The sequence below is a fragment of the Thioclava sp. JM3 genome (genome assembly GCF_002213185.1).
Lineage (GTDB): Bacteria > Pseudomonadota > Alphaproteobacteria > Rhodobacterales > Rhodobacteraceae > Thioclava > Thioclava nitratireducens.
The window spans coordinates 207,106-226,479 of sequence record NZ_NBOB01000006.1 but is presented as its reverse complement, the minus strand read 5'-3'; the positions used below and the strand labels follow the sequence as shown (position 1 = coordinate 226,479).

General features: G+C 65.2%; 20 protein-coding genes. 7 read left to right on the top strand and 13 right to left on the bottom strand.

Annotation, left to right across the window (positions count from 1 at the left end; translation table 11 throughout):
* Window positions 1-69: 69 nt before the first annotated feature.
* From B6V73_RS13165 to B6V73_RS13155, 3 genes are all read left to right on the top strand, one after another.
* On the top strand, window positions 70-816 hold the full coding sequence (locus B6V73_RS13165; RefSeq protein WP_088722313.1) for an N-formylglutamate amidohydrolase: 747 nt from the start codon (window positions 70-72) through the stop codon (window positions 814-816).
* Between the two features lie 276 nt (window positions 817-1,092).
* Complete coding sequence (locus B6V73_RS21130; protein ID WP_088725453.1) at window positions 1,093-1,338, top strand: hypothetical protein; 246 nt, start codon at window positions 1,093-1,095, stop codon at window positions 1,336-1,338.
* Between the two features lie 279 nt (window positions 1,339-1,617).
* The gene (locus tag B6V73_RS13155; protein ID WP_075773978.1) at window positions 1,618-2,109 is read left to right on the top strand and encodes a hypothetical protein; all 492 of its coding nucleotides are present in this window, start codon (window positions 1,618-1,620) and stop codon (window positions 2,107-2,109) included.
* Window positions 2,110-2,199: 90 nt separating this feature from the next.
* Here the strand turns inward: B6V73_RS13155 and B6V73_RS13150 are convergent, their stop codons facing one another.
* The 3 genes from B6V73_RS13150 to dgcN all read right to left on the bottom strand — a co-directional run bounded on the left by B6V73_RS13150 (window position 2,200) and on the right by dgcN (window position 5,113).
* Window positions 2,200-3,060 (bottom strand): D-amino-acid transaminase, encoded by an 861-nt coding sequence (locus B6V73_RS13150; protein ID WP_075773977.1) that lies wholly within the window; start codon window positions 3,058-3,060, stop codon window positions 2,200-2,202.
* A gap of 19 nt (window positions 3,061-3,079) precedes the next feature.
* Window positions 3,080-4,042, bottom strand: a complete 963-nt coding sequence (gene dgcA, locus B6V73_RS13145; protein ID WP_088725452.1) for an N-acetyl-D-Glu racemase DgcA — start codon at window positions 4,040-4,042, stop codon at window positions 3,080-3,082.
* A 69-nt stretch (window positions 4,043-4,111) separates the two neighbouring features.
* Window positions 4,112-5,113, bottom strand: a complete 1,002-nt coding sequence (gene dgcN, locus B6V73_RS13140) for an N-acetyltransferase DgcN (RefSeq protein WP_088725540.1) — start codon at window positions 5,111-5,113, stop codon at window positions 4,112-4,114.
* A 283-nt stretch (window positions 5,114-5,396) separates the two neighbouring features.
* Here dgcN and B6V73_RS13135 point away from each other — a divergent pair, with 283 nt between their 5' ends.
* Window positions 5,397-6,353, top strand: a complete 957-nt coding sequence (locus B6V73_RS13135; protein ID WP_088725451.1) for an L-malyl-CoA/beta-methylmalyl-CoA lyase — start codon at window positions 5,397-5,399, stop codon at window positions 6,351-6,353.
* A 191-nt stretch (window positions 6,354-6,544) separates the two neighbouring features.
* Here B6V73_RS13135 and B6V73_RS13130 read toward each other — a convergent pair whose 3' ends face one another.
* Window positions 6,545-7,012, bottom strand: coding sequence for a GyrI-like domain-containing protein (locus B6V73_RS13130; RefSeq protein WP_088725450.1), 468 nt, complete (start codon window positions 7,010-7,012; stop codon window positions 6,545-6,547).
* A gap of 183 nt (window positions 7,013-7,195) precedes the next feature.
* On the opposite strand from B6V73_RS13130, the gene B6V73_RS13125 reads away from it, so the two are divergent.
* Window positions 7,196-8,155, top strand: coding sequence for an acetyl-CoA carboxylase carboxyltransferase subunit alpha (locus B6V73_RS13125; RefSeq protein WP_088725449.1), 960 nt, complete (start codon window positions 7,196-7,198; stop codon window positions 8,153-8,155).
* 39 nt (window positions 8,156-8,194) lie between these two features.
* On the opposite strand, the gene B6V73_RS13120 is transcribed toward B6V73_RS13125, so the two are convergent.
* The gene (locus B6V73_RS13120) at window positions 8,195-9,415 is read right to left on the bottom strand and encodes an MFS transporter (protein WP_088725448.1); all 1,221 of its coding nucleotides are present in this window, start codon (window positions 9,413-9,415) and stop codon (window positions 8,195-8,197) included.
* A gap of 83 nt (window positions 9,416-9,498) precedes the next feature.
* Here B6V73_RS13120 and B6V73_RS13115 point away from each other — a divergent pair, with 83 nt between their 5' ends.
* Window positions 9,499-9,831, top strand: a complete 333-nt coding sequence (locus B6V73_RS13115) for a helix-turn-helix transcriptional regulator (RefSeq protein WP_075773971.1) — start codon at window positions 9,499-9,501, stop codon at window positions 9,829-9,831.
* Window positions 9,832-9,930: 99 nt separating this feature from the next.
* On the opposite strand, the gene B6V73_RS13110 is transcribed toward B6V73_RS13115, so the two are convergent.
* From B6V73_RS13110 to B6V73_RS13100, 3 genes are read right to left on the bottom strand one after another with little or no spacing between them, the layout of a single operon-like run.
* On the bottom strand, window positions 9,931-10,707 hold the full coding sequence (locus tag B6V73_RS13110) for a lysophospholipid acyltransferase family protein (protein ID WP_240496944.1): 777 nt from the start codon (window positions 10,705-10,707) through the stop codon (window positions 9,931-9,933).
* The gene (locus B6V73_RS13105) at window positions 10,707-11,591 is read right to left on the bottom strand and encodes an FtsX-like permease family protein (protein WP_088725539.1); all 885 of its coding nucleotides are present in this window, start codon (window positions 11,589-11,591) and stop codon (window positions 10,707-10,709) included. Before B6V73_RS13105 ends, B6V73_RS13110 begins: the two co-directional genes overlap by 1 nt.
* 8 nt (window positions 11,592-11,599) lie before the next feature.
* Entirely contained in the window at window positions 11,600-12,271 is a 672-nt protein-coding gene (locus tag B6V73_RS13100; protein WP_075773969.1) for an ATP-binding cassette domain-containing protein, read from the bottom strand.
* A gap of 423 nt (window positions 12,272-12,694) precedes the next feature.
* Here B6V73_RS13100 and B6V73_RS13095 point away from each other — a divergent pair, with 423 nt between their 5' ends.
* Entirely contained in the window at window positions 12,695-13,522 is an 828-nt protein-coding gene (locus tag B6V73_RS13095) for a hypothetical protein (protein ID WP_240504139.1), read from the top strand.
* A gap of 53 nt (window positions 13,523-13,575) precedes the next feature.
* On the opposite strand, the gene B6V73_RS13090 is transcribed toward B6V73_RS13095, so the two are convergent.
* From B6V73_RS13090 to argH, 5 genes are read right to left on the bottom strand one after another with little or no spacing between them, the layout of a single operon-like run.
* The gene (locus B6V73_RS13090; protein ID WP_240504138.1) at window positions 13,576-16,347 is read right to left on the bottom strand and encodes a DUF4175 domain-containing protein; all 2,772 of its coding nucleotides are present in this window, start codon (window positions 16,345-16,347) and stop codon (window positions 13,576-13,578) included.
* Between the two features lie 39 nt (window positions 16,348-16,386).
* Window positions 16,387-17,652, bottom strand: a complete 1,266-nt coding sequence (gene lysA / locus B6V73_RS13085; protein WP_088722306.1) for a diaminopimelate decarboxylase — start codon at window positions 17,650-17,652, stop codon at window positions 16,387-16,389.
* Between the two features lie 12 nt (window positions 17,653-17,664).
* Entirely contained in the window at window positions 17,665-17,790 is a 126-nt protein-coding gene (locus B6V73_RS21340) for a hypothetical protein (protein WP_255415012.1), read from the bottom strand.
* The gene (locus B6V73_RS20795; RefSeq protein WP_168174897.1) at window positions 17,787-17,945 is read right to left on the bottom strand and encodes a hypothetical protein; all 159 of its coding nucleotides are present in this window, start codon (window positions 17,943-17,945) and stop codon (window positions 17,787-17,789) included. Before B6V73_RS20795 ends, B6V73_RS21340 begins: the two co-directional genes overlap by 4 nt.
* On the bottom strand, window positions 17,942-19,348 hold the full coding sequence (gene argH / locus B6V73_RS13080; RefSeq protein ID WP_088725446.1) for an argininosuccinate lyase: 1,407 nt from the start codon (window positions 19,346-19,348) through the stop codon (window positions 17,942-17,944). The genes B6V73_RS20795 and argH overlap by 4 nt, the downstream gene beginning before the upstream one ends.
* Window positions 19,349-19,374: the final 26 nt, after the last annotated feature.

The window sequence follows — 19,374 nt, the reverse complement described above, 5'->3', positions numbered from 1 at the left end:
CCGGGCCGCAACTGGCGTGGCGCAATCTTTCCCGTTATCTGAGCCATATCGAGCAAGCGTGAAGAGAAGATGAACGAAAAACAGCCCTATTCGATCACGGGAGAGGCACGCACCGGACGCTGGCTGGTCACGTGCGATCATGCGCGCAACACCGTGCCCGGATGGGTGGGCGGTGGCGACCTGGGCATCGACGCCGAGGATATGGCGCGACACATAGCCTATGACGTCGGCGCGCTGGGGCTGTCGGAGGCACTGGCGGAGCGGCTCGACTCGCCGATGATTGCTAGCGACTTCTCGCGGCTGGTGATCGACCCGAACCGCGGCGAAGATGACCCCACGCTGGTGATGAAGCTTTATGACGGCACGATCGTCCCCGCGAACCGCCATGCCGACGCGGCGGAGGTCGAGCGGCGACTGGACCGGCTCTACCGTCCTTATCATGCGGAATATGCCCGGCTCGCGGCGCGGCGCGAGGATACGGTGATCTGTGCCGTCCACTCCTTCACCCCTCGCCTGCGCGGGCGCCCGCCCCGGCCGTGGGATGTCGGCATCTTGCACGCTCCTGCCGATCCGCGCCTCGCCTATGAGATGATCGCGGCCCTAGAGGCCGAGGGTGATCTCTGCGTGGGCGACAACCAGCCCTATCTTGGGCATCTGGAGGGCGACTCGATCGACCGTCACGCGCTGGCGCATCGCCGCCCGAACGTTTTGATCGAGCTGCGCAATGACCTGATCGCGACGCCGGAGCAGCAGGCGGCGTGGGCGGACCGCCTTGCGCCGATTCTGACCCGTGTTCTGGCGCAGAGCGGACTGTAATCGGCGACAGTGACGACTGCGGCGCACGGTGTTTCCGCCAGACGCATGCGCAGCCACATTTTGATCACATTCTGTTGACGCTTTCGTGAGCACCAGGGCGACGACACGCTGCGCGGTAACCTCGGCGCTGACTACCTCTTCGATGCGGAAGGGGCTAACGCGCTGTATGGCGGCTATGGCGATGACGAGCTCTATGCCAGCGATCTGGACGGTGTCCCCGACCTGCTCGATGGCGGCGCCAACAACGACTACCTGAACGGCGATGACGGCGACACGATGACCGGGGGCACCGGGTCGGATTGGTTCGGGGTCGACTGGAACGAGGGCGATGCGCCGGTGACGGTGACCGATTTCGGACAGACCGACCCGATCCCGGCCGCACCCGGCGAGTATCTCGGCATCGAGGTCGACGACCTCGCGCAGATCTCCGACTTCACTGTCTCGCAAAGCTCACCGATTCCATCGTCTCGATCAACGGCCAGACGGTCGCGACGCTCAAGGATGTCGAATATGCCGCGCTGAAGGCGGCGGGCGGTGCGATCTACGGCACAGACGGGATCAATTTCGGCCAGCCGAGCTACGCCTGACCGCCACTCGAATCGTATCGGAGGCCGCCAACCGCACGGCCTCTTTCCGTTTTGGTAAAGCGCCCGAAATCCGACCGTCCCGGGACACGGCACCAATCCGCGCCATGCCGGCCGATGGTTAACGACATCTGAACAATGGAGCGGTTTCGGCGTCACAAAGCTTTTGCGCAAGCGATCAAATATCGCGACGATCAGGGCAAGTTCAGGAGAAACCATGCTCGCCTTGTTCATCGCCACCACCATCGCGTTATGCCTTCTCGGCTGGGCCGAGGGTCTGCCGCGCCAGCGTCAGGTTCGCGTCTCCTCCGACGCTGCAGCGATCGCCGCTGACCCGTCGCATGGCGCCCGGTCGGACCAGACGCCCGAAGCGTCGGACGCCTCGGAAGACCTCGACGCTGCCGTGATGTCGCGCATTGAAACCCTGCTGGCGCATTCGAACCAACAGGCCGGCGCCCACGCAAAAGAAAACCCTGCGCCTGCCGCGGGCCCCGAACCGCTCCCGCGGATCGACGGGTTCGAGCCGGGAGACGCGATTGCCCTCGACTTCACCGGCGCTGCGCCGCGCCACGACGACATCACCTTCCGCACCTGCGCCGAAGGCACGCTGGTCGTGATCGACGGCCGGGCCGAGCTCGTCATCACCGGCGTCGCGCCAGAGCAACTCGCGCCCGACGCCTTCCAATTCCGCGCTCATGCGGCGGCCTGAGAGACACCGCCCGCATGACAGGAAAAGATCCCGGTTGGGCTGGCCGGGGTCTTTTCTTTTTAACTACAGGAAGTTGCGCCTCGGCGCGGATCAGATCGCGGCCTTGCGGCTCTCGTCGAGATAGATTTCGCGCAGTCGCACCGCGACCGGACCGACCACGCCCTCGCCCACCGTCTCGCCGTCGATCTCGACCACCGGCATCACGAAGGCCGAAGCCGAGGTGAAGAAGGCTTCGTCCGCTGCCTGCGCTTCCTCGATGGTGAAGGGACGCTCCTCAATCTCCATCTGCGCTTCGGCGGCGTATTTCAGCAGCGAGGCGCGGGTGATCCCGTGCAGGATGTCGTGGCTCAGGTGCCGCGTGATGATCTTGTTGTCCTTGACGATATAGACGTTGTTCGACGAGCCTTCGGTGACGAAGCCATCTTCCACGAACCACGCATCATTCTTGCCCGCCTTCTCGGCCGCCATCTTCGCCATGGAAGGGTAAAGAAGCTGCACCGTCTTGATGTCGCGGCGATGCCAGCGCAGGTCGGGCAGCGAGATCACCTTGATGCCCTCTTTCGCCTTGGGATCGTCGGCGAGGTTCGGCTTCGACTGCGTGTACAGCACCACGGTCGGGGGCGTGCCCTCTGGCGGGTAGTGGAAATCGCGATCGCCCGCATTGCCGCGGCTGACCTGGAGGTAAATCATCCCTTCTTCGAGATCGTTACGCTTGACCAGTTCGCGATGGATCTCGATCCATTCGTCGCGGGTCAGATCGCACGTCATTTCCAGCTCCGCCAACGAGCGGGCGAGCCGGTTCATGTGACCTTCGAATTCGAGGATCTTGCCATCCAGAACGGAGGTCACTTCATAGACCGCATCGCCCATGACGAAGCCCCGGTCGAAGACCGAAACCTTGGCCTCTTCCTCGGGCATATACTCTCCGTTGAGATAGACGATCCGGCTCATGTTCTCGCTCCTTGCAAACTCAGCCCCAGAGTTCCGACTCCGGCGGCTCGACCACGCTGCCCTTGTAACGCAGCGGCACGTCGCGGTCTTCGGCCAGAAGCAGCGGGCCGTCAAGATCGACGTAATCCGCGCCCTGCGCGACCAGCATCGCCGGAGCCATCGCGAGGCTCGACCCGACCATGCAGCCCACCATGACCTTGAACCCCTCGGCGCGGGCCAGCGCCCGCAACCGAAGCGCCTCGGTCAGCCCGCCGGTCTTGTCGAGCTTGATGTTGATGACGTCATACTTCCCGCGGAGGTTGAGAAGCCCGTCGCGCGTGTGGCAGCTCTCATCCGCACAGATCGGCACCAGCCGCTCGATTTCCGAGAGCGCCTCGTCCCCCGCCGCGGGCAGAGGTTGCTCCACAAGGGCGACACCCAGCTTTTTCAACTCGCCCTGAATGTCGAGGAAGGTTTCCATCTCCCAGCCCTCGTTCGCGTCGACGATGATCTTCGCCTCCGGGGCGCCCTCGCGTACCGCGCGCAGACGCGGCATATCCTCGGGAGTGCCGAGCTTGATCTTCAACAGCGGCCGGTGCGCATGTTCGGCCGCCGCCGCGCGCATCTTGTCGGGCGTGTCGAGCGAGAGCGTGTAGGCCGTGACCTGCGGTTCTGGCTTTTCCAGCCCCGCAAGCTCCCAGACCGGCACGCCCTTCTTCTTGGCTTCCCAGTCCCACAGCGCGCAATCCACCGCGTTGCGCGCGGCACCGGCGGGCAGCGCATCCTGCAACTCGGCGCGGCTGATCCCCTCGGGCAGGCTCTCGATCTGCGCCGTCACACTGTCGAGACTTTCGCCGTAGCGCGCATAGGGCACGCATTCGCCGCGCCCGATCTTGCCGTCGCGCTCTATGGTCACGCTCAGTACATGCGCCTCGGTGCGCGAGCCGCGCGCGATAGTGAAGACCTGCGCCAGCTTGAACGTATCATGGCTTACCCGGATCATCCGCGCCCCCTTCGACTTGCTCAAAATATCCCCGCCGGAGGCATCCGACGGGTGTCACAGGCGAGACAATCAGATCGCGGCGAGCGCGTCCACCAGCTTGCCCGCGCCGAAGCGGAACGGGTCGGTCGCGGGCAGGCCCATTTCCTCCTCGACTTTGGCCAGATAGGCCTTGGCCTCGTCTTCCCCCATCTTCTGGGTATTGACCGAGATGCCGACCACCTGACAGGCGGGATTGGCGACCTTCGCCAGCGCGAGCGCCATGTCGCTGAGCTCTTGCAGCGAGGGCAGCTTGTAGCCCGGCAGCCCGCGCATATGGGTGCGCGTCGGCTCGTGGGCGAGGATCAGCGCGTCGGGCTGACCGCCATGGATCAGCGCCATCGTTACGCCCGAATAGGAGATGTGGAACAGGCTCCCCTGCCCTTCGATCAGGTCCCAATGGTCGGGATCGTTGTCAGGTGTCAGGTATTCGACCGAGCCAGCCATGAAATCCGCGATCACCGCATCGAGCGGCACCCCGTCGCCGGTGATCAGGATCCCGGTCTGCCCGGTGGCGCGGAAGCTGGCCTTCATGCCGCGTTCGCGCATTTCGCGCTCCATGCAAAGCGCGGTATACATCTTGCCCGCCGAGCAATCGGTGCCCACGGCGAGGCAGCGTTTGCCGGTGCGCTTCTCGCCATTCGCGATCGGATATTTCACCGCCGGAATGCGCACGTCATGCAACTGACGCCCGCAGGCATCGGCCACGGCGACCAGATCGGGTTCGTCGCGCAGCAGGTTGTGCAACCCCGACGCGAGGTCGAGCCCTTCCTCCAGCGCCTCGACGAGCACTTTCTTCCAGGCCTGCGAAATCACGCCGCCGCGGTTGGCAACGCCGATCACCAGCGTCTTGCAACCCTTCGCGACCGCCTCTTTGATATCCAGATCGGGGATGCCCATGTCGGCTTGGCATCCCTCCATCCGGTACTGGCCGATGGCGTATTCAGGCCGCCAGTCCTTGATCCCCTGCGCCACCTTCGCGGCCAATGGATCGTGGGCATCGCCCAGAAACAGCAGATAAGGGGTGTCGATCAGCGACATGCGGGTCTCCCTGTGTTTTGTCTTTGTTTGTCGATGATATTAGGACGCGACGCAAAAATTTCTTGGGGATTTCCATGCAATATTCACGCAAAAACGGAAGATCCTTCGGTAAAAGCGCCATCGCGACGCAATTTCGTGCATCACGCGGATTTCGAGGCGCATCGGATGCTGCAGTGCGGCCTCGATTCTGCGCCTGCAAAATCGCCTTGCATGCGCCTGCGCAACAATATACCCAATCCGCAACAAAAAACGTAACTTCATTGCGAAAGGCCGCTTCATGAGCTTCCGCGTTCAACCTACGCCCCCTGCCCGCCCGAACCGCTGCCAGCTCTTCGGCCCCGGCTCGAACACCAAGCTCTTCCCGAAAATGGCCTCTTCTGCCGCCGATGTGATCAATCTCGACCTCGAGGATTCGGTCGCCCCCGATGACAAGGCGCAGGCGCGGCGCAACATCATTCTGGCCAGCCACGAGATCGACTGGGGCAACAAGTACCTTTCGGTGCGCATCAACGGTCTCGACACCCCCTACTGGTATCGCGACGTGGTCGAATTGCTCGAAGAAGGTTCCGAGCGCATAGACCAGATCATGATCCCGAAAGTCGGCTGTGCGGCGGATGTCTATGCGGTCGACGCGCTGGTCACGGCGATCGAAACCGCGAAGGGCCGCAGCAAGAAAATCTCGCTCGAAGTCATCATCGAAAGTGCCGCCGGTCTCGCGCATGTCGAGGAAATCGCTGCATCTTCTTCGCGTCTGCAGGCGATGAGCCTTGGCGCGGCCGACTTCGCCGCCTCGATGGGAATGCAGACCACCGGCATCGGCGGGACGCAGGAAAACTACTACATGCTGCGCAACGGCGAGAAGCATTGGTCCGACCCGTGGCACTGGGCACAGGCCGCGATTGTCGCCGCCTGCCGCACGCACGGGATTCTGCCCGTCGATGGCCCGTTTGGCGATTTTTCCGACGATGACGGGTTCCGCGCGCAGGCGCTCCGCTCGGCGACTCTGGGCATGGTCGGCAAATGGGCAATCCACCCCAAACAAATTTCCCTTGCAAATGAGGTCTTTACGCCGTCAGATGAGGCGGTCACCGAGGCGCGCGAAATCCTCGCAGCGATGGAAGAAGCCAAGGCACGCGGGGAAGGCGCGACGGTTTACAAAGGCCGTCTCGTTGACATAGCGTCGATCAAACAAGCTGAAGTGATTGTAAGACAAGCTGAAATGATTAAAGATTAAGCCGCGCGCGAACGAATCGCGATATAGTTATCTAATCCCGGAGCGGTTGGGAGGGGAGGCCCGGCCGCATGAGGGAAAAGGAGCGCCCTGGCCCCGTGCCGGGGCGTTTCCGTTTTCTGGAATCGGACCCTCTCGCGGCGTAACCTTCCTTAACAGCCCCGTGCGACCGCCCCGTGACAGACCGCCACCGCTCAGTCCTTGAGCGGCAAACGAATCTCCGTCAGCAGATTTCCGGGCTTCGGCTCGAAGGGATCGTTCAGATAGACCTCGTAGCGATCGAGACCGCGCGGCGCTTCGCCCGACGCGGGATACCACTCCTGCGCCAGCCAGCGATACGCCTCGGGCAACTGGTCATAGGGCCCTGCGATCGTCAGGGTCGCATATCTCCCTGCGGGATAGCGGATTTCCTCGAGAGGCGGGAAGATCACGAACCCCTCGCCCACTATGAAACAGGCATGCGAACGCAGATCCTCCGCCGGGACCGTGCGCGGATTGTCATGCCCGATCATCGCCGGATGCTCGACCTCCGCCCGAGACGGTTCGGGAATCAGCGAAACGAGCCTCTGGAACACCGGCGCCACCGAAGGATACGGTCCGGTATGCGCCAAACCCGCCAACCGCACCGGCGGCAGCCTCCGTATCTCGACCTCGTAGGCCATCGCACCCTCCCTTGAAAGCTAACCGGGCCTCGCCCCGAGCAGTTTAGCGCTCCGCGCGGCCCCGCCTATCTAGCAGGCTCCCGCCACCCGCACATCTGCGATAGGCTGCCCACGCGCCACCCAGTTGCAATTCCCGAGCGTTGAAGACATTAAGGGCCCGAGTTTCCGGATGCGGAGTGATCCATGACCTATCTCGAATTCGAAAAGCCGCTGGCAGAAATCGAAGGCAAAGCCGAAGAGCTGCGCGCGCTGGCCCGGCAAAGCGAAGAGATGGATGTCGACAAGGAAGCGTCGGCCCTCGACAAGAAGGCCGAGACGATGCTGCGCGATCTCTACAAGGATCTGTCGCCCTGGCGGAAATGCCAGGTCGCGCGCCATCCCGACCGGCCGCATTGCAAGGACTATATCGACCAGCTCTTCACCGAATACACGCCGCTCGCAGGCGATCGCAACTTCGCCGACGACCATGCGGTGATGGGCGGCCTTGCGCGTCTCGGCGACAAGCCGGTGATGGTGATCGGCCACGAGAAGGGCAACGACACCGCGAGCCGCATCGAGCGCAACTTCGGCATGGCTCGCCCCGAGGGCTACCGCAAGGCGATCCGCCTGATGGACATGGCCGCCCGCTTCGGACTGCCCGTCGTCGCCCTGATCGACACGCCCGGCGCCTATCCCGGCAAGGGCGCGGAAGAACGCGGCCAGTCCGAAGCCATCGCCCGCTCGACCGAGAAATGCCTGCAGATCGGGGTTCCGCTGATCTCGGTCATCATCGGCGAGGGCGGCTCGGGCGGCGCCGTGGCCTTCGCCACCGGCGACAGTGTCGCGATGCTGGAACATTCCGTCTATTCGGTGATCTCGCCGGAGGGCTGCGCCTCGATCCTCTGGAAGGATGCCGAGAAGATGCGCGAAGCCGCCGAGGCGCTGCGCCTGACCGCGCAAGATCTCAAGAAGCTCGGCGTGATCGACCGCATCATCTCGGAGCCGATGGGCGGCGCACAGCGCGACCCCAAGGCGACCATCGCTTCGGTCGGCTCTGAAATCTCGCTGATGCTGGCCGAGCTGGAGGGCAAGAAGGCCGCCGATCTCATCAAGGCCCGGCGCAAGAAGTTCCTCGACATGGGCGCGAAGGGGCTTTCGGCCTAAACCGAAACTCCTCCCGAAACGCGAAGACCAGCGCCGGCCTCACGCCGGCTCCGCCTGCCTGCGCATCAGCCCCGCCCCGAGCGCGAGCGCGATTATGACCGCGCCATAAATCTCGGTCGTCAGCCGCAGTCCCAGTTCCGGCACCGCCAGCCCTGCGAGCACCGCAGGCACCCCGAAGGCCGAATATGCCAGTGTGAACAGTGCCGCGAACAGGCCGCCACGCTCATCCGGCGCAGCCAGCGGCGCAAGCGAACGTAACACCCCTGCGAAGCAGGTGCCGAACCCGATCCCCGCGAGAATGACGCTCGAGATATAGAGCGGAAAACTCTCCGTCATCAGCGCCGCCAGCGAAAGCAGCGTGCCCAGCACCAACCCGTCCGTACCCAGAAGCGCAATCCGGCGTGGCGCCAGATTGCGCGTCGCATAGCACGAGGCCGCTCCGGTCGCCGCCAAAAGCGCCACGATCGCGCCCTGCGCCAGCGCTGTGTGAACCTCGAAGACCCGGGCCACGATGGGCGCGCCCAGCGACAGGAACAGCGAGCCGGTCCCCCACCCCGCCACGACGGCAGGCGCGCCCCGCCGGAACGCTGCGCGAATATGCGGCGGGACCGAGACCCGCGGGCGCAGCGAGGCGAGCGTCCCCGCATGGCGCGGCGCGGTCTCCGGCGGCAGCCAGACCAGCAGCGCCAGCACGGCATAGACCAGAGCAAGTCCAAGGAAGGTCACCAAACGCGGCGCGGGCACATAGGCCAGCAATGCCCCACCCGCGAGCGCGCCGAGTGCCAGCCCCGCCAAGGGCGCAACTGCATTCCAGACCGCCGCCAGTCCGGGCCGCGCCGGCGGCTCGTGATCGGTCGAACTCGCGCTCAGCGTCGAGATCAGCAGACCGCTCGCCAATCCTTGCACCACTCGCGCCATTAGCAGCGTCGTGGCCGTATCGGCCCGGAGGAATTCGAGCATCCCGACCGCCAACAGAACGAACCCCACTGAAAGGACGGGCCGCCGCCCGAGGTGGTCGGAGAGCCGCCCGAAGACCAGTAGGGTCACCAGAAGAGCCCCGGCATAGATCGCGAAGATTCCCGTCATCATCGCCGAGGAAAAGCCGATCTGCGCCTGTAGCACCGGGTAGAAGGGCGACGGCGCACTGGCCCCGGCCAGCATCAGCACGAGCCCTGCAAGGGCCAGAACGAAGCCCGCGCGGCTCCGCGTTGGCGGATTTGGAGAGGTGGGGCGCGGGCCGGGACGGGTCTCATCGGTCATCGCTGTCTCCTGATGCGATAGGTTCGAAAATTGTTGAACCTCCACATACTCGACACGGCAGATGGTTCAAGTATTGTCGAACCATGAGCACGCCCCCCGAACTTCCTCACCCGCCCGCAGACTCGCTGTCGCTGTCGCAAGTGCTCTTCGCGCTCAGTGATCCGGCGCGGCGAGAAATCGCCCGCAACCTGCGCGAGGGCCCGCTTGAAGCCGCCGCCTGCAGCTCTGCGGGCGCGGGCGTTCCGAAATCTACGAAATCCCATATTCTCAAGGTCTTGCGGGAATCCGGCGTAATACGGAACGAGCCGAATCCGAACGGCCGCGGCCGCCTTCTCACCCTGCGCCGGGACGACCTCGAAGCGCGCTTCCCCGGCCTGATCGACCCGATCCTCGACGCCGATCTACGCGAGGGATGATCACGCCAACGTGTTCCGCGCCCGCGCTTCGCGGCGCCGCCGCACCTCTTCCTCTTGGCTAAAATATCCCTGCCGGAGGTTCCCTCCCCCGGCATCCACTCAGGGCTTCGGCAGCTCGAACCCGGCCTCCGCCATGAGCGCATCGGAGCGCGGCTCCACCACCGCTTCGACCGCCGCCAACGTCTGTGGCGCCGAGCCAGCCGCGTCGATCACCGGCAGGAACTCGGTCACCGCCACGCCCGAGCGGATCGGCCAGCCTCGCTTGTTCCAGAACAGCCCGGCATTGGTCGCGGCGGGCACGACCGGCAGCTTCGTGGCCTCCGCCACCACCCCCACGCCCTGCTTGTAACGGCGTTTCTCGCCCGGCGGCACGCGCGTGCCCTCGGGATAGATGATCAGTTGGCCCAGCCCATGCGTCGCACGCGCCTCTTCGACCGCCCCAAGCATCACCTTCATCGCCTCCGACCCCTTGGAGCGATCGATCGGAATGCACCCCGCCTTGTGCGCGAACCAGCCCATCACCGGCACGTTCAACAGCGCCTTCTTCATCACGAAAGCCCGGCGCGGCAGGTGATTGGCGAGGATAAGAATGTCGAAAAAGCTCTGATGCTTGGCCGCGATGATGCAGTCGCCCTGCGGCGGCGTGCCGCGCAGCTCGTAGCGCAACCCCAGATAGACGCGCGCCATCGTCAACAGATGCTGCGTCCAGATCCCGGCCACGCGATGCACCCCGTCCCGCCCCTTTGGCAGCACCTGAAACACAAGGCCCCACGCCCCGATCAGCACCGTCGCGAGCGCAATGTGGACGTAGTAAATTCCGGTCATCACATGAGTCAGCGGCGTGACCTTTCCGGGTCGGTGCGAAGGATCGGACATCAGCGAAGTCTCCTGAGCATACGCAGCGCGGCGAAACGCGTGGCGGCAAAGGCCACGATCGCGGCGATCGGCGGAATGATCAATGGCCAGAGCCATGCGGCCCCGGAAAAGCCCAGGCCGGTGAGGAAACCGCCCGCGGCCTCGGTCGAGGGGAGCAGCGCCACCGCGAGCATCCCCAGCACCGTGCCCGCCACGGCACCGATCAGCCCGCGCGTGGTGAACCGGCGCACGAAGGCCCGCGCGATGAAGGCGTCGCGCGCGCCCACAAGCCGGAGCGTCGCGATCACCTGACCATTCGCGGCCAGCGCGGCCTGCGCGGCCAGCGTGATCATCCCCGCCATCGCGCCGAAGATCAGCAGCAGCGAGAGCAGCCCCAGCGTCCGAATCCGCTGCGCGGCGGCCACCAGCGGGCGCCGCCAGCGGGTATGGTCGTCGAAGATCGCGCCGGGCGCTTCAGCCTGCAGCCGCAGCCGCAGCCCCTCGACATCGACGCCCGCGCCGGTCTCGGTCACCGCGATCAGCTTCGGCAACGGCAACGCATCCACCGGCAGATCGGGACCGAACCACGGCTTCAGCAGCCCCTTCATTTCGTCATCGCCCAACACCCGCGACGAGGCGACACCCGGCGTCGTCTTCAGCACCTCCTGCACGGCGGCGACCTGCGCATCCATCTGCTCGGGCGGGGCGGAGATGCGGATCGTGGCGGACCGCGCGAGGCTATCCGCCCAGCGATCGGCAAGCCGCCCGGTCGCCAGCGACAGAGCGAGCGCAAAAACCGCCAGAAACGCCATCGCGGCGGCCGTGAACAGGGTCAGCCGCGCGGTAAACCCGGTCGGCGGCACGACACGATCCGGCCCCGTGGTCTCGGATGCGAATGTCAGCATGGTCAGCTTCACAGATCGGCCCCCGCCGTATGCAGATGGCGCTTCGCGATCCGCAGCACCCGCGCCGAGACCTGCGGCTTCGCCTGCCGGATCAGGTTCAGATCGTGGGTCGCGATCACCACCGTCTTGCCCATCTTGTTCAGCTCGACCAGCAAAGACAGCAGCCGCAGCGACATCTCCCAATCGAGGTTCCCCGTCGGCTCGTCCGCAAGAATCACGTCGGGCGACATGATGACGGCCCGCGCCAATGCGACCCGTTGGCGCTCCCCGCCCGACAGCTGCGGCGGCAGCGCATTCGCCTGCCGCTTCAGCCCGACCCACGCCAGCAATTCGCGCAGCTGGGTCATGTCGGGGGTGCGGCGATTGACCGTCATCGGCAGCGCCACGTTTTCCTCCACCGAGAGGTGATCGAGGAACTGGCAGTCCTGGTGCACGACACCGATACGCTGGCGCAGCCCCGCGATTTCGTCGCGGCTCATCGTGCGCACATCCTTGCCGAACAGAGATAAATGACCCGCCGTCGGCAGCAGCTCCGCGTAGCACAATTTGAGAAATGTGGTCTTCCCCGCGCCCGACGGCCCGGTGAGAAAATGAAATGACCCTGGGGCAAGCGTCAGGGACATATCGCTCAATAGCTCCGCCCCGCTATAGCTCATCGCCACATTTTGCAGCTCGATCACTGCCAGCCCCTCTATTTGGTGCGCGTTTCGCGAATTAAGCGGCCCAAATCATTTGGACATTCCGCCCGCGCTTGCTACAACATAAGACAGTGGTTGGCCAGAACGGCAAAACGCCAACACGGGCAGGGATGGGACAATATGCGGTTGGTTTGCCCCAATTGCGGTGCGCAATACGAAGTGGATGACGCCGTCATCCCAGACGGCGGACGGGATGTGCAATGCTCCAATTGCGGGCATGGCTGGTTCCAGCCGAGCAAGGATATGCTCTCTGCCGACAGCGACCCGACAGGCCCTGCGGCCCCGCCGGCAGGCTGGGATCCGGATCCCAACACCGAAACGGCCTCAGAACCTGAAACCTCCCGAGCCGAGACAGAGGCGCCCGTTGCCTCAAAGGCGACCGCGGAGCCGTCCGAGCCCACGCCGATGCCGGAGCCCGAACAGCAACCCAGCCACGACACGACGACCCATCTGCCCGAGCCCGAGCCGGTGGTGACGCAGCAAAGCGACGATGATACCGATGCAGCCGTCGCGGCGATGGTCGCGGCGCCGGAGGCCGAGGAAGATGACGAGGACGAGCCGGGCCTAGGCCCCGCCCCGCGCGTCGGGGCCAAACCGCGCAAACCACTCGATGACGGGCTCCTGTCGATCCTGCGCGAAGAGGCCGAGCGCGAAGCCGCGCAGCGCCGCGCCGAAGGCTCGAGCGAATTGCAGACGCAAGAGGAGCTGAACCTCGAAGAACGCGAAACCAGCGAAGATGCTGAACGCGCCGCAGAGGCCGCCGCCGCCGATCTGGCGCGCCGTCGCAAACGCGCACAGGATTTTTCCGACCTCCGCGATCCCGACGCCGAGCGCGAAGAAGATCGCGTGGCCGACCTGCTCGGCGAGGACGATGAGGACCTGCAGACGATCCGCGGGCGCGAACGCCTGCCCGATATCGACGAGATCAATTCGACCCTCACCGCGACCTCCGATCGCGAAGGCGACAGCGTCGCCGAATTCTCGCCGGAGATGGCGCGCCGCCGTCGCTCTGGCTTCAGCCGGGGCTTCATCTTCGTGATGGCCGTGACTGCGGTCTTGGCGCTGCTCTATGCTTTCGCGCCGGACATCGCAGCGAAGGTCCCGGCGCTGAAATCGCCGCTGACGCAATATGTCGTCGCGGTGGACGAGGGGCGCATCTGGCTCGACGACCAGCTCCAGATCCTCACCCATCGCCTCTCGCCAGAGACGGCCTCGGACGGCTTCACCGAATAAGTTTTCCTAATATTTCGACGCCGCGCATAAGTTGAACTTATGCGCGCCCGGCATCAGCCCGCATTCGAGAACTGATCGAGCAGCCGCTTGAGGTAATCCAGTTCTTCCTCGGGGCGCAGACGATCGGCCGAGCGGCGCCGGATTTCATCGAGCAGGTCCTGCGCCCGGCGATAGACATCCTCGCCGTTGAGCATCTGACGATCCGTGCCGAGCTGGTTGCCCTCGCCCTGCGCCCGGCCCAGCGGATCGCGTGGCATCTCGCGCCCACCGAGTTGTCCAGGTTGGCCCGCCTGCTGATTGCCCTGCTGGCCGGGCTGCTGACCGTCGCGGCGCGCCTGTTCGTTGCGCATCGCCTCGCCCAGCGCGCGCATCCCTTCGCGCAGCGCCTCGATCGCGTCGGCCTGACGGTCGATCGCCGCCGAATTGTCGCCCTGGCGCAGGGCCTGCTCGGCCTGATCCATCGCGCGCCCGGCGTCGTCGAAACGCTTCTCGGCCTGCTGGCCCGCCTCGTTGCCAAAGCCCGGCAGCAGCCCGCGCTGGCGGTCGAGTTCGCGGCGGAGCGCACGTTGGCGATCCGCGAGGCTCTGGCCGTCCACACCGCCCTGCCCGCCGTTCATGCCGGGCTGGTCGCCCTGCCCCTGGCCGTCGCGCTGCGCTTGTCCGTCCTGGCCTTGGCCGGGCTGGTTGCCGGGCTGCTGGCCCTGACCTTGTTGGCCTTGCTCACCCTGCTGGCCTTGTTGCCCCTGCTGACCTTGCTGCTGACCCTGTTGCCCTTGCTGACCTTGCTGGCCCTGCTGACCGTTCTCGGCCTGCCGCTGGCGCTCCTCGGGCGTCATGAACTGGTCCTGCAGGTTGCGGAACGCGTCGTCCGAAAGCTCCTGCTGCTTGCGCAAGGTGTCCTGCATGTCGCGCATCGCCTGACCGCCGGGCATGTCGCCCTGACCGTTCTGGCCCTGCTGGACCTTGAGGTTCTCCATCATCCGCGAGAGCTGATCGAGCAATTCCTGCGCCTCAGCCATCCGGCCTTCCTCCATCAGCTTCTGGATCTGGTCCATCATCTGCTGGATCTGGTCGCCGGTTATCTGCTGGCCCTGCTGCGGCTGCTGGCCAAATTGCGGCCCCTGATCCTGCTGTTGCGAGCGTTCGGCGAGCATGCGGATGTAATTGTCGGTGGCCTGTTTCAGCTCCTGCATGAGCTTGGCGATTTCATCCTTGGAGGCCCCGTTGCGGATCGCTTCGGAAAGCTTCTCCTGCGCCTTCTGCATCGCGGCCAACGCATCGGCCAAGCCGCCATCTTCGACAAGCTCCGCCATCTTCCACAGCGCCTCGGCGATCTCGTCGCGGGCCTCGGGGGACAGGTCGGGATCGTCGAGCCGCCCGATCACGAGGCGGATCATCAGATACACCTCCTCGCGCTTGATGAAGCCCTCGTGCCGGTTCGAGATCGCGCGGAGAAGCTGATCGGCATAGCCGCGGTTGTCGCGCGACCACAGCAGATCGCGGCGCACCTCAATCAGCGCGGCGGCGAGCGGGTCGAAGAAGCGCTTGCCGGGCAGGATGATTTCCTGCGTGCCGGAGGTGCCGGTCTGGCCGCGCCCGTCCTCGACATCGAGCGTAAGCTTCACCGGCAGGTTCGCCCAAGGATGCTTCGCGGCATCCTCGACAAGGCTCTCGGTGAAATCGGCGCGCGAGCCGGAAATCGGCAGCGGCAGATCATAGATCAGATCGTCTCGCGGCTCGGGCGGGATCTCCAGGCCGTAACGGCGATCGACCTTCGCCAGATCGAGCGAGATCACCGCATGGCCCTTGGTCACGGCGTAGTCGTCCTGCGCGGTGAAGGGCAGGCTCAGCTTACCATCGGCGCGGCGGTCGGGGGTACCGGCCAGCGCGACCGAGGGCGCCTCGTCGGGGCGCACCACCACATTGAAGCGGCGCGCGGCGGGGCCTTTGAACTCCAAAAGCCCGTCGCGGACCGCTTCGAATTCGTGGGTCTCGATGCCGCTGGCGGTCTGCGCCGCGCCCTGTTCGGGCAGCGCGGCCGGATTCGAAACGCTCTCGGAAAAGCCGATCGCGCCGGACGAGCCGTACAGCCGGATCGAGAAACGGGTGCCCTCGGGCACGATCAGTTCGTCGCCCTCGACCTTGTTAAGATAGAGCCCTGGCTTGCCGGTATAGCGCGGCGGCGCGGCCCAGCCTTCCCAGCTCGGTCCCATCGCGGCCTCGGCAGAGCCTGCAGGCGTCGGCAGCCCCTCGGTCGGATGCAACAGACGCTGCGGCACCCCGAAGATCACCGCGACGACCAAGGCCGTGAGCGCAGTCAAACGCAGCGCATAAGGATCACGGCGGGCGAGATCGGGTTTCGGTCGCGGCGCGCGGGCGGCCTGCGCGGCTTTCGCCATGCGCCGCAGATGCGCCATCCAGAGCGCGCGGGCTGCGGGATCGTTCTGCCCCAGCGCCATTTCGTCGGTCAGCGCGGAAAGTGGGCGGCCCGGCAACGTCGCATCGAGACGCGCGATCGCATCGGTCCGGCGCGGCCAACGCATCCGCCACGCGCCCCAGCCCAAAGCCACGAGCGACGCGATCAGCGCGACCAGCCAGAACCAGCGCCCGCCCGGCCCCAGATAGGCGGGCAGCGCGAAGGCGATGGCGGTGGCGATCAGCGCGAGAACGGAGAGAAGCGGCCAGAAGGCGGCCAGCCCTCGCTCGAGGATCATCCCGGCATGGGTCAGCAAAATAGGCCGGGCGAGCGGGGCCAGAGCGGCCTGCCCGTCCTCCTTCGTCGCGGTATCGCGCGAAGCTTTGCTGAACCAGTTCCTGACCGGCATTCTCTCCCTATCCGTCGGCCCTGATTCCCTTCCTACGGATCAGAGCCACTCCGGGATCGTATCGCGGGAGAGCATTTCCTCAAAGCTCGGTCTTGCCCGAATGAGAGCGAATTCGCCCCCCCGCACCAGAACCTCGGGGATCAGCGGGCGGGAATTGTATTCCGACGACATGACCGCGCCGTAGGCCCCCGCCGAGCGGAAGGCGACCAGATCGCCCGGGCCCAGCGGTGTCAGGTTGCGCGCCTTGGCGAAGGTGTCGCCGGTCTCGCATACCGGGCCGACGATGTCGTAAGGCGCGGAGTCGGTGCCCGGCTCTGGTTCGAGCACCGGGACAATATCGTGATAGGCGCCATACATCGAGGGCCGCACGAGGTCGTTCATCGCTGCGTCGAGAATGAGGAAATCGCGTCCCTCGCCCTCTTTCAGCCAGATCACCGAGGAGACCAGCAGCCCGGCATTGCCCGAGATCAGGCGGCCCGGTTCGATTTCGATCTCGCAGCCCAGATCGCCCACGGTGCGCTGGATCACCTGCCCGTATTCGATGGGCAGCGGCGGCGCGGAGTTAGAGCGCTCATAGGGAATGCCCAAGCCGCCACCGAGGTCCAGCCGACGGATATCATGGCCATCCGCGCGCAACGTCTCGGTCAGTTCGCGGACCTTCAGAAAAGCCGCCTCGAACGGCTCCAGATCGGTCAGCTGCGAGCCGATATGCACATCGATGCCGACGACATCGATGCCCGGCAGCTTCGCGGCCTCGGCATAGACCGCGCGCGCCTTGGCGATCGGGATGCCGAACTTGTTCTCGGATTTCCCGGTCGCGATCTTCTCATGGGTCTTCGCGTCGACATCCGGGTTCACCCGCAGCGCGATCGGCGCGGTCACCCCCATCGACGCGGCAATCTCGGAAATCGCCAGTAGCTCCGGCTCGGATTCGACATTGAACTGGCGGATGCCGTTTTCGAGAACGTAGGCGATCTCCTCGCGGGTCTTGCCCACGCCCGAGAACACCACCCGCTCGCCCGGCACGCCAGCCGCCCGCGCACGGCGATATTCACCGCCCGAAACCACGTCCATCCCCGCGCCGAGATCGCCCAGCACCCTCAGTACGGCGAGGTTCGAGTTCGACTTGATCGCGAAGCAGATCAGGTGTTCGGTCCAGCCAAGCGCCTCTTCGAACAGCTTGAAATGCCTCTCCAGCGTGGCGGTCGAATAGACGTAGAACGGCGTGCCCACGGCCGCCGCGATCTCGGGGATCGGCACATCCTCTGCATGAAGGACGCCGTCGCGATAGAGGAAATGATCCATGAGAGGTCTCGATTACTGGGCCGAAGCCTGCTGGGATTGCGCGCTGTCCGCCTCGGACGGCGGAACGGGCGGACCGTCGACACCGCAGGCAGCGAGCGAAAGAAGAAGCGTCAGGGCGAGGGTCAGGGTCTTGGTCATGGAGTCACCGACAGGGTCATGATGCCGACACGCGCCGTCGCGGCGGGATAGACTTTGATGCCGTCACGATTGATGCCGACATGCGTATGCAAGGCCGCGTCGGCGGCGCAGCCGCCAAGAAGGCCGATCAGCACGAAAGGGACCGCGAAGTTCATCCAAGCAGTTCCTTCCAGCGGGCGACCTGCGCGCGCACCTGATCGGGCGCGGTGCCCCCGTAAGACTGACGCGAGGCGACCGAGTTGTGAACCCCGAGCACGTCGAACACGCTCTCGGTGATCGCCGGGTTGACCGATTGCATCTGCTCGAGGCTCAGATCGGGCAGATCGCAGCCCTGCTCCTCGGCCATCGCGACGAGCGAGCCAGTGACATGGTGAGCGTCACGGAACGGTAGCCCCGCCTCGCGCACCAGCCAGTCGGCCAGATCAGTCGCGGTGGAGAACCCGCCCGAGGCCGCGGCCTCCAGCTTGTCGGCATTGACGGTCATGTCGCCGATCATCCCGGCCATCGCGGCGAGCGCGAGCATCAGGTTGTCGGCGGCGTCGAAGACCTGTTCCTTGTCTTCCTGCATATCCTTGGAATAGGCGAGCGGCAGCCCTTTCATCACGGTGAACAGCGCGACCGACGCCCCGAGGATGCGTCCGATTTTGGCGCGGATCAGTTCTGCCGCGTCCGGGTTGCGTTTCTGCGGCATGATCGACGAGCCCGTCGACCACTTGTCCGACATCGCGACGAAACGGAACTGCGCGGAGGACCAGATCACCAGTTCTTCGGCTAGGCGCGACATGTGCACCGCGCAAATCGCAGAGGCCGACAGGAACTCCAGCGCGAAATCGCGATCCGACACCGCGTCGAGCGAGTTCGCCATCGGCCGATCGAAACCGAGCGCCTCGGCCGTGGCATGACGGTCGATCGGGAAACCTGTGCCAGCAAGCGCCGCCGCCCCTAGAGGAGATTCGTTCATCCGTTTGCGCGCATCAGTGAACCGGGATTTGTCGCGCGCGAACATCTCGACATAGGCCATCATGTGGTGGCCGAAAGTCACCGGCTGCGCGGTCTGCAGATGGGTGAAGCCGGGCATGACCCAATCGGCGCCTTCCTCGGCCCGGGTCAGCGCGGTGCGGATCAGCGTGTCGAGACCCGAGATCGCGGCGTCGCATTGTTCGCGCACCCAGAGGCGGAAATCGGTCGCGACCTGATCGTTGCGCGACCGCGCCGTGTGCAGCCGCCCCGCCGGTTCGCCAATGACCTCTTTCAGCCGCGCCTCGACATTCATGTGGATGTCTTCGAGCGCGGTAGAGAACGGAAAGCCGCCCGCTTCGATCTCGGACAAGACAGTGAGCAAACCTTCCCCGATCGCCTCGGCATCCTTGTCGCTGATGATGCCCTGCGCAGCGAGCATCGCGGCGTGGGCCCGGCTGCCGCGAATGTCCTGCGCGTAGAGCCGCTGATCATACCCGATCGAGGCGTTGATCGCCTCCATGATCGCATCAGGCCCCGCGGCGAAACGCCCGCCCCACATCGCGTTGGAGGACTTGTTCTCGTCGGTCTGATCGGTCATGGTCGAAGGCCCTTGCTAGGAGGCTA

Excerpts from the sequence above, each read along its gene's own strand:
- B6V73_RS13165 (WP_088722313.1), top strand. The coding sequence starts at position 70 with ATGAACGAAAAACAGCCCTATTCGATCACGGGAGAGGCACGCACCGGA.
- B6V73_RS21130 (WP_088725453.1), top strand. The coding sequence starts at position 1,093 with ATGACCGGGGGCACCGGGTCGGATTGGTTCGGGGTCGACTGGAACGAG.
- B6V73_RS13155 (WP_075773978.1), top strand. The coding sequence starts at position 1,618 with ATGCTCGCCTTGTTCATCGCCACCACCATCGCGTTATGCCTTCTCGGC.
- B6V73_RS13150 (WP_075773977.1), bottom strand. The coding sequence starts at position 3,060 with ATGAGCCGGATCGTCTATCTCAACGGAGAGTATATGCCCGAGGAAGAG.
- dgcA (WP_088725452.1), bottom strand. The coding sequence starts at position 4,042 with ATGATCCGGGTAAGCCATGATACGTTCAAGCTGGCGCAGGTCTTCACT.
- B6V73_RS13135 (WP_088725451.1), top strand. The coding sequence starts at position 5,397 with ATGAGCTTCCGCGTTCAACCTACGCCCCCTGCCCGCCCGAACCGCTGC.
- B6V73_RS13130 (WP_088725450.1), bottom strand. The coding sequence starts at position 7,012 with ATGGCCTACGAGGTCGAGATACGGAGGCTGCCGCCGGTGCGGTTGGCG.
- B6V73_RS13125 (WP_088725449.1), top strand. The coding sequence starts at position 7,196 with ATGACCTATCTCGAATTCGAAAAGCCGCTGGCAGAAATCGAAGGCAAA.
- B6V73_RS13120 (WP_088725448.1), bottom strand. The coding sequence starts at position 9,415 with ATGACCGATGAGACCCGTCCCGGCCCGCGCCCCACCTCTCCAAATCCG.
- B6V73_RS13115 (WP_075773971.1), top strand. The coding sequence starts at position 9,499 with ATGAGCACGCCCCCCGAACTTCCTCACCCGCCCGCAGACTCGCTGTCG.
- B6V73_RS13110 (WP_240496944.1), bottom strand. The coding sequence starts at position 10,707 with ATGTCCGATCCTTCGCACCGACCCGGAAAGGTCACGCCGCTGACTCAT.
- B6V73_RS13105 (WP_088725539.1), bottom strand. The coding sequence starts at position 11,591 with ATGCTGACATTCGCATCCGAGACCACGGGGCCGGATCGTGTCGTGCCG.
- B6V73_RS13095 (WP_240504139.1), top strand. The coding sequence starts at position 12,695 with ATGCCGGAGCCCGAACAGCAACCCAGCCACGACACGACGACCCATCTG.
- B6V73_RS13090 (WP_240504138.1), bottom strand. The coding sequence starts at position 16,347 with ATGCCGGTCAGGAACTGGTTCAGCAAAGCTTCGCGCGATACCGCGACG.
- lysA (WP_088722306.1), bottom strand. The coding sequence starts at position 17,652 with ATGGATCATTTCCTCTATCGCGACGGCGTCCTTCATGCAGAGGATGTG.
- B6V73_RS21340 (WP_255415012.1), bottom strand. The coding sequence starts at position 17,790 with ATGACCAAGACCCTGACCCTCGCCCTGACGCTTCTTCTTTCGCTCGCT.
- B6V73_RS20795 (WP_168174897.1), bottom strand. The coding sequence starts at position 17,945 with ATGAACTTCGCGGTCCCTTTCGTGCTGATCGGCCTTCTTGGCGGCTGC.
- argH (WP_088725446.1), bottom strand. The coding sequence starts at position 19,348 with ATGACCGATCAGACCGACGAGAACAAGTCCTCCAACGCGATGTGGGGC.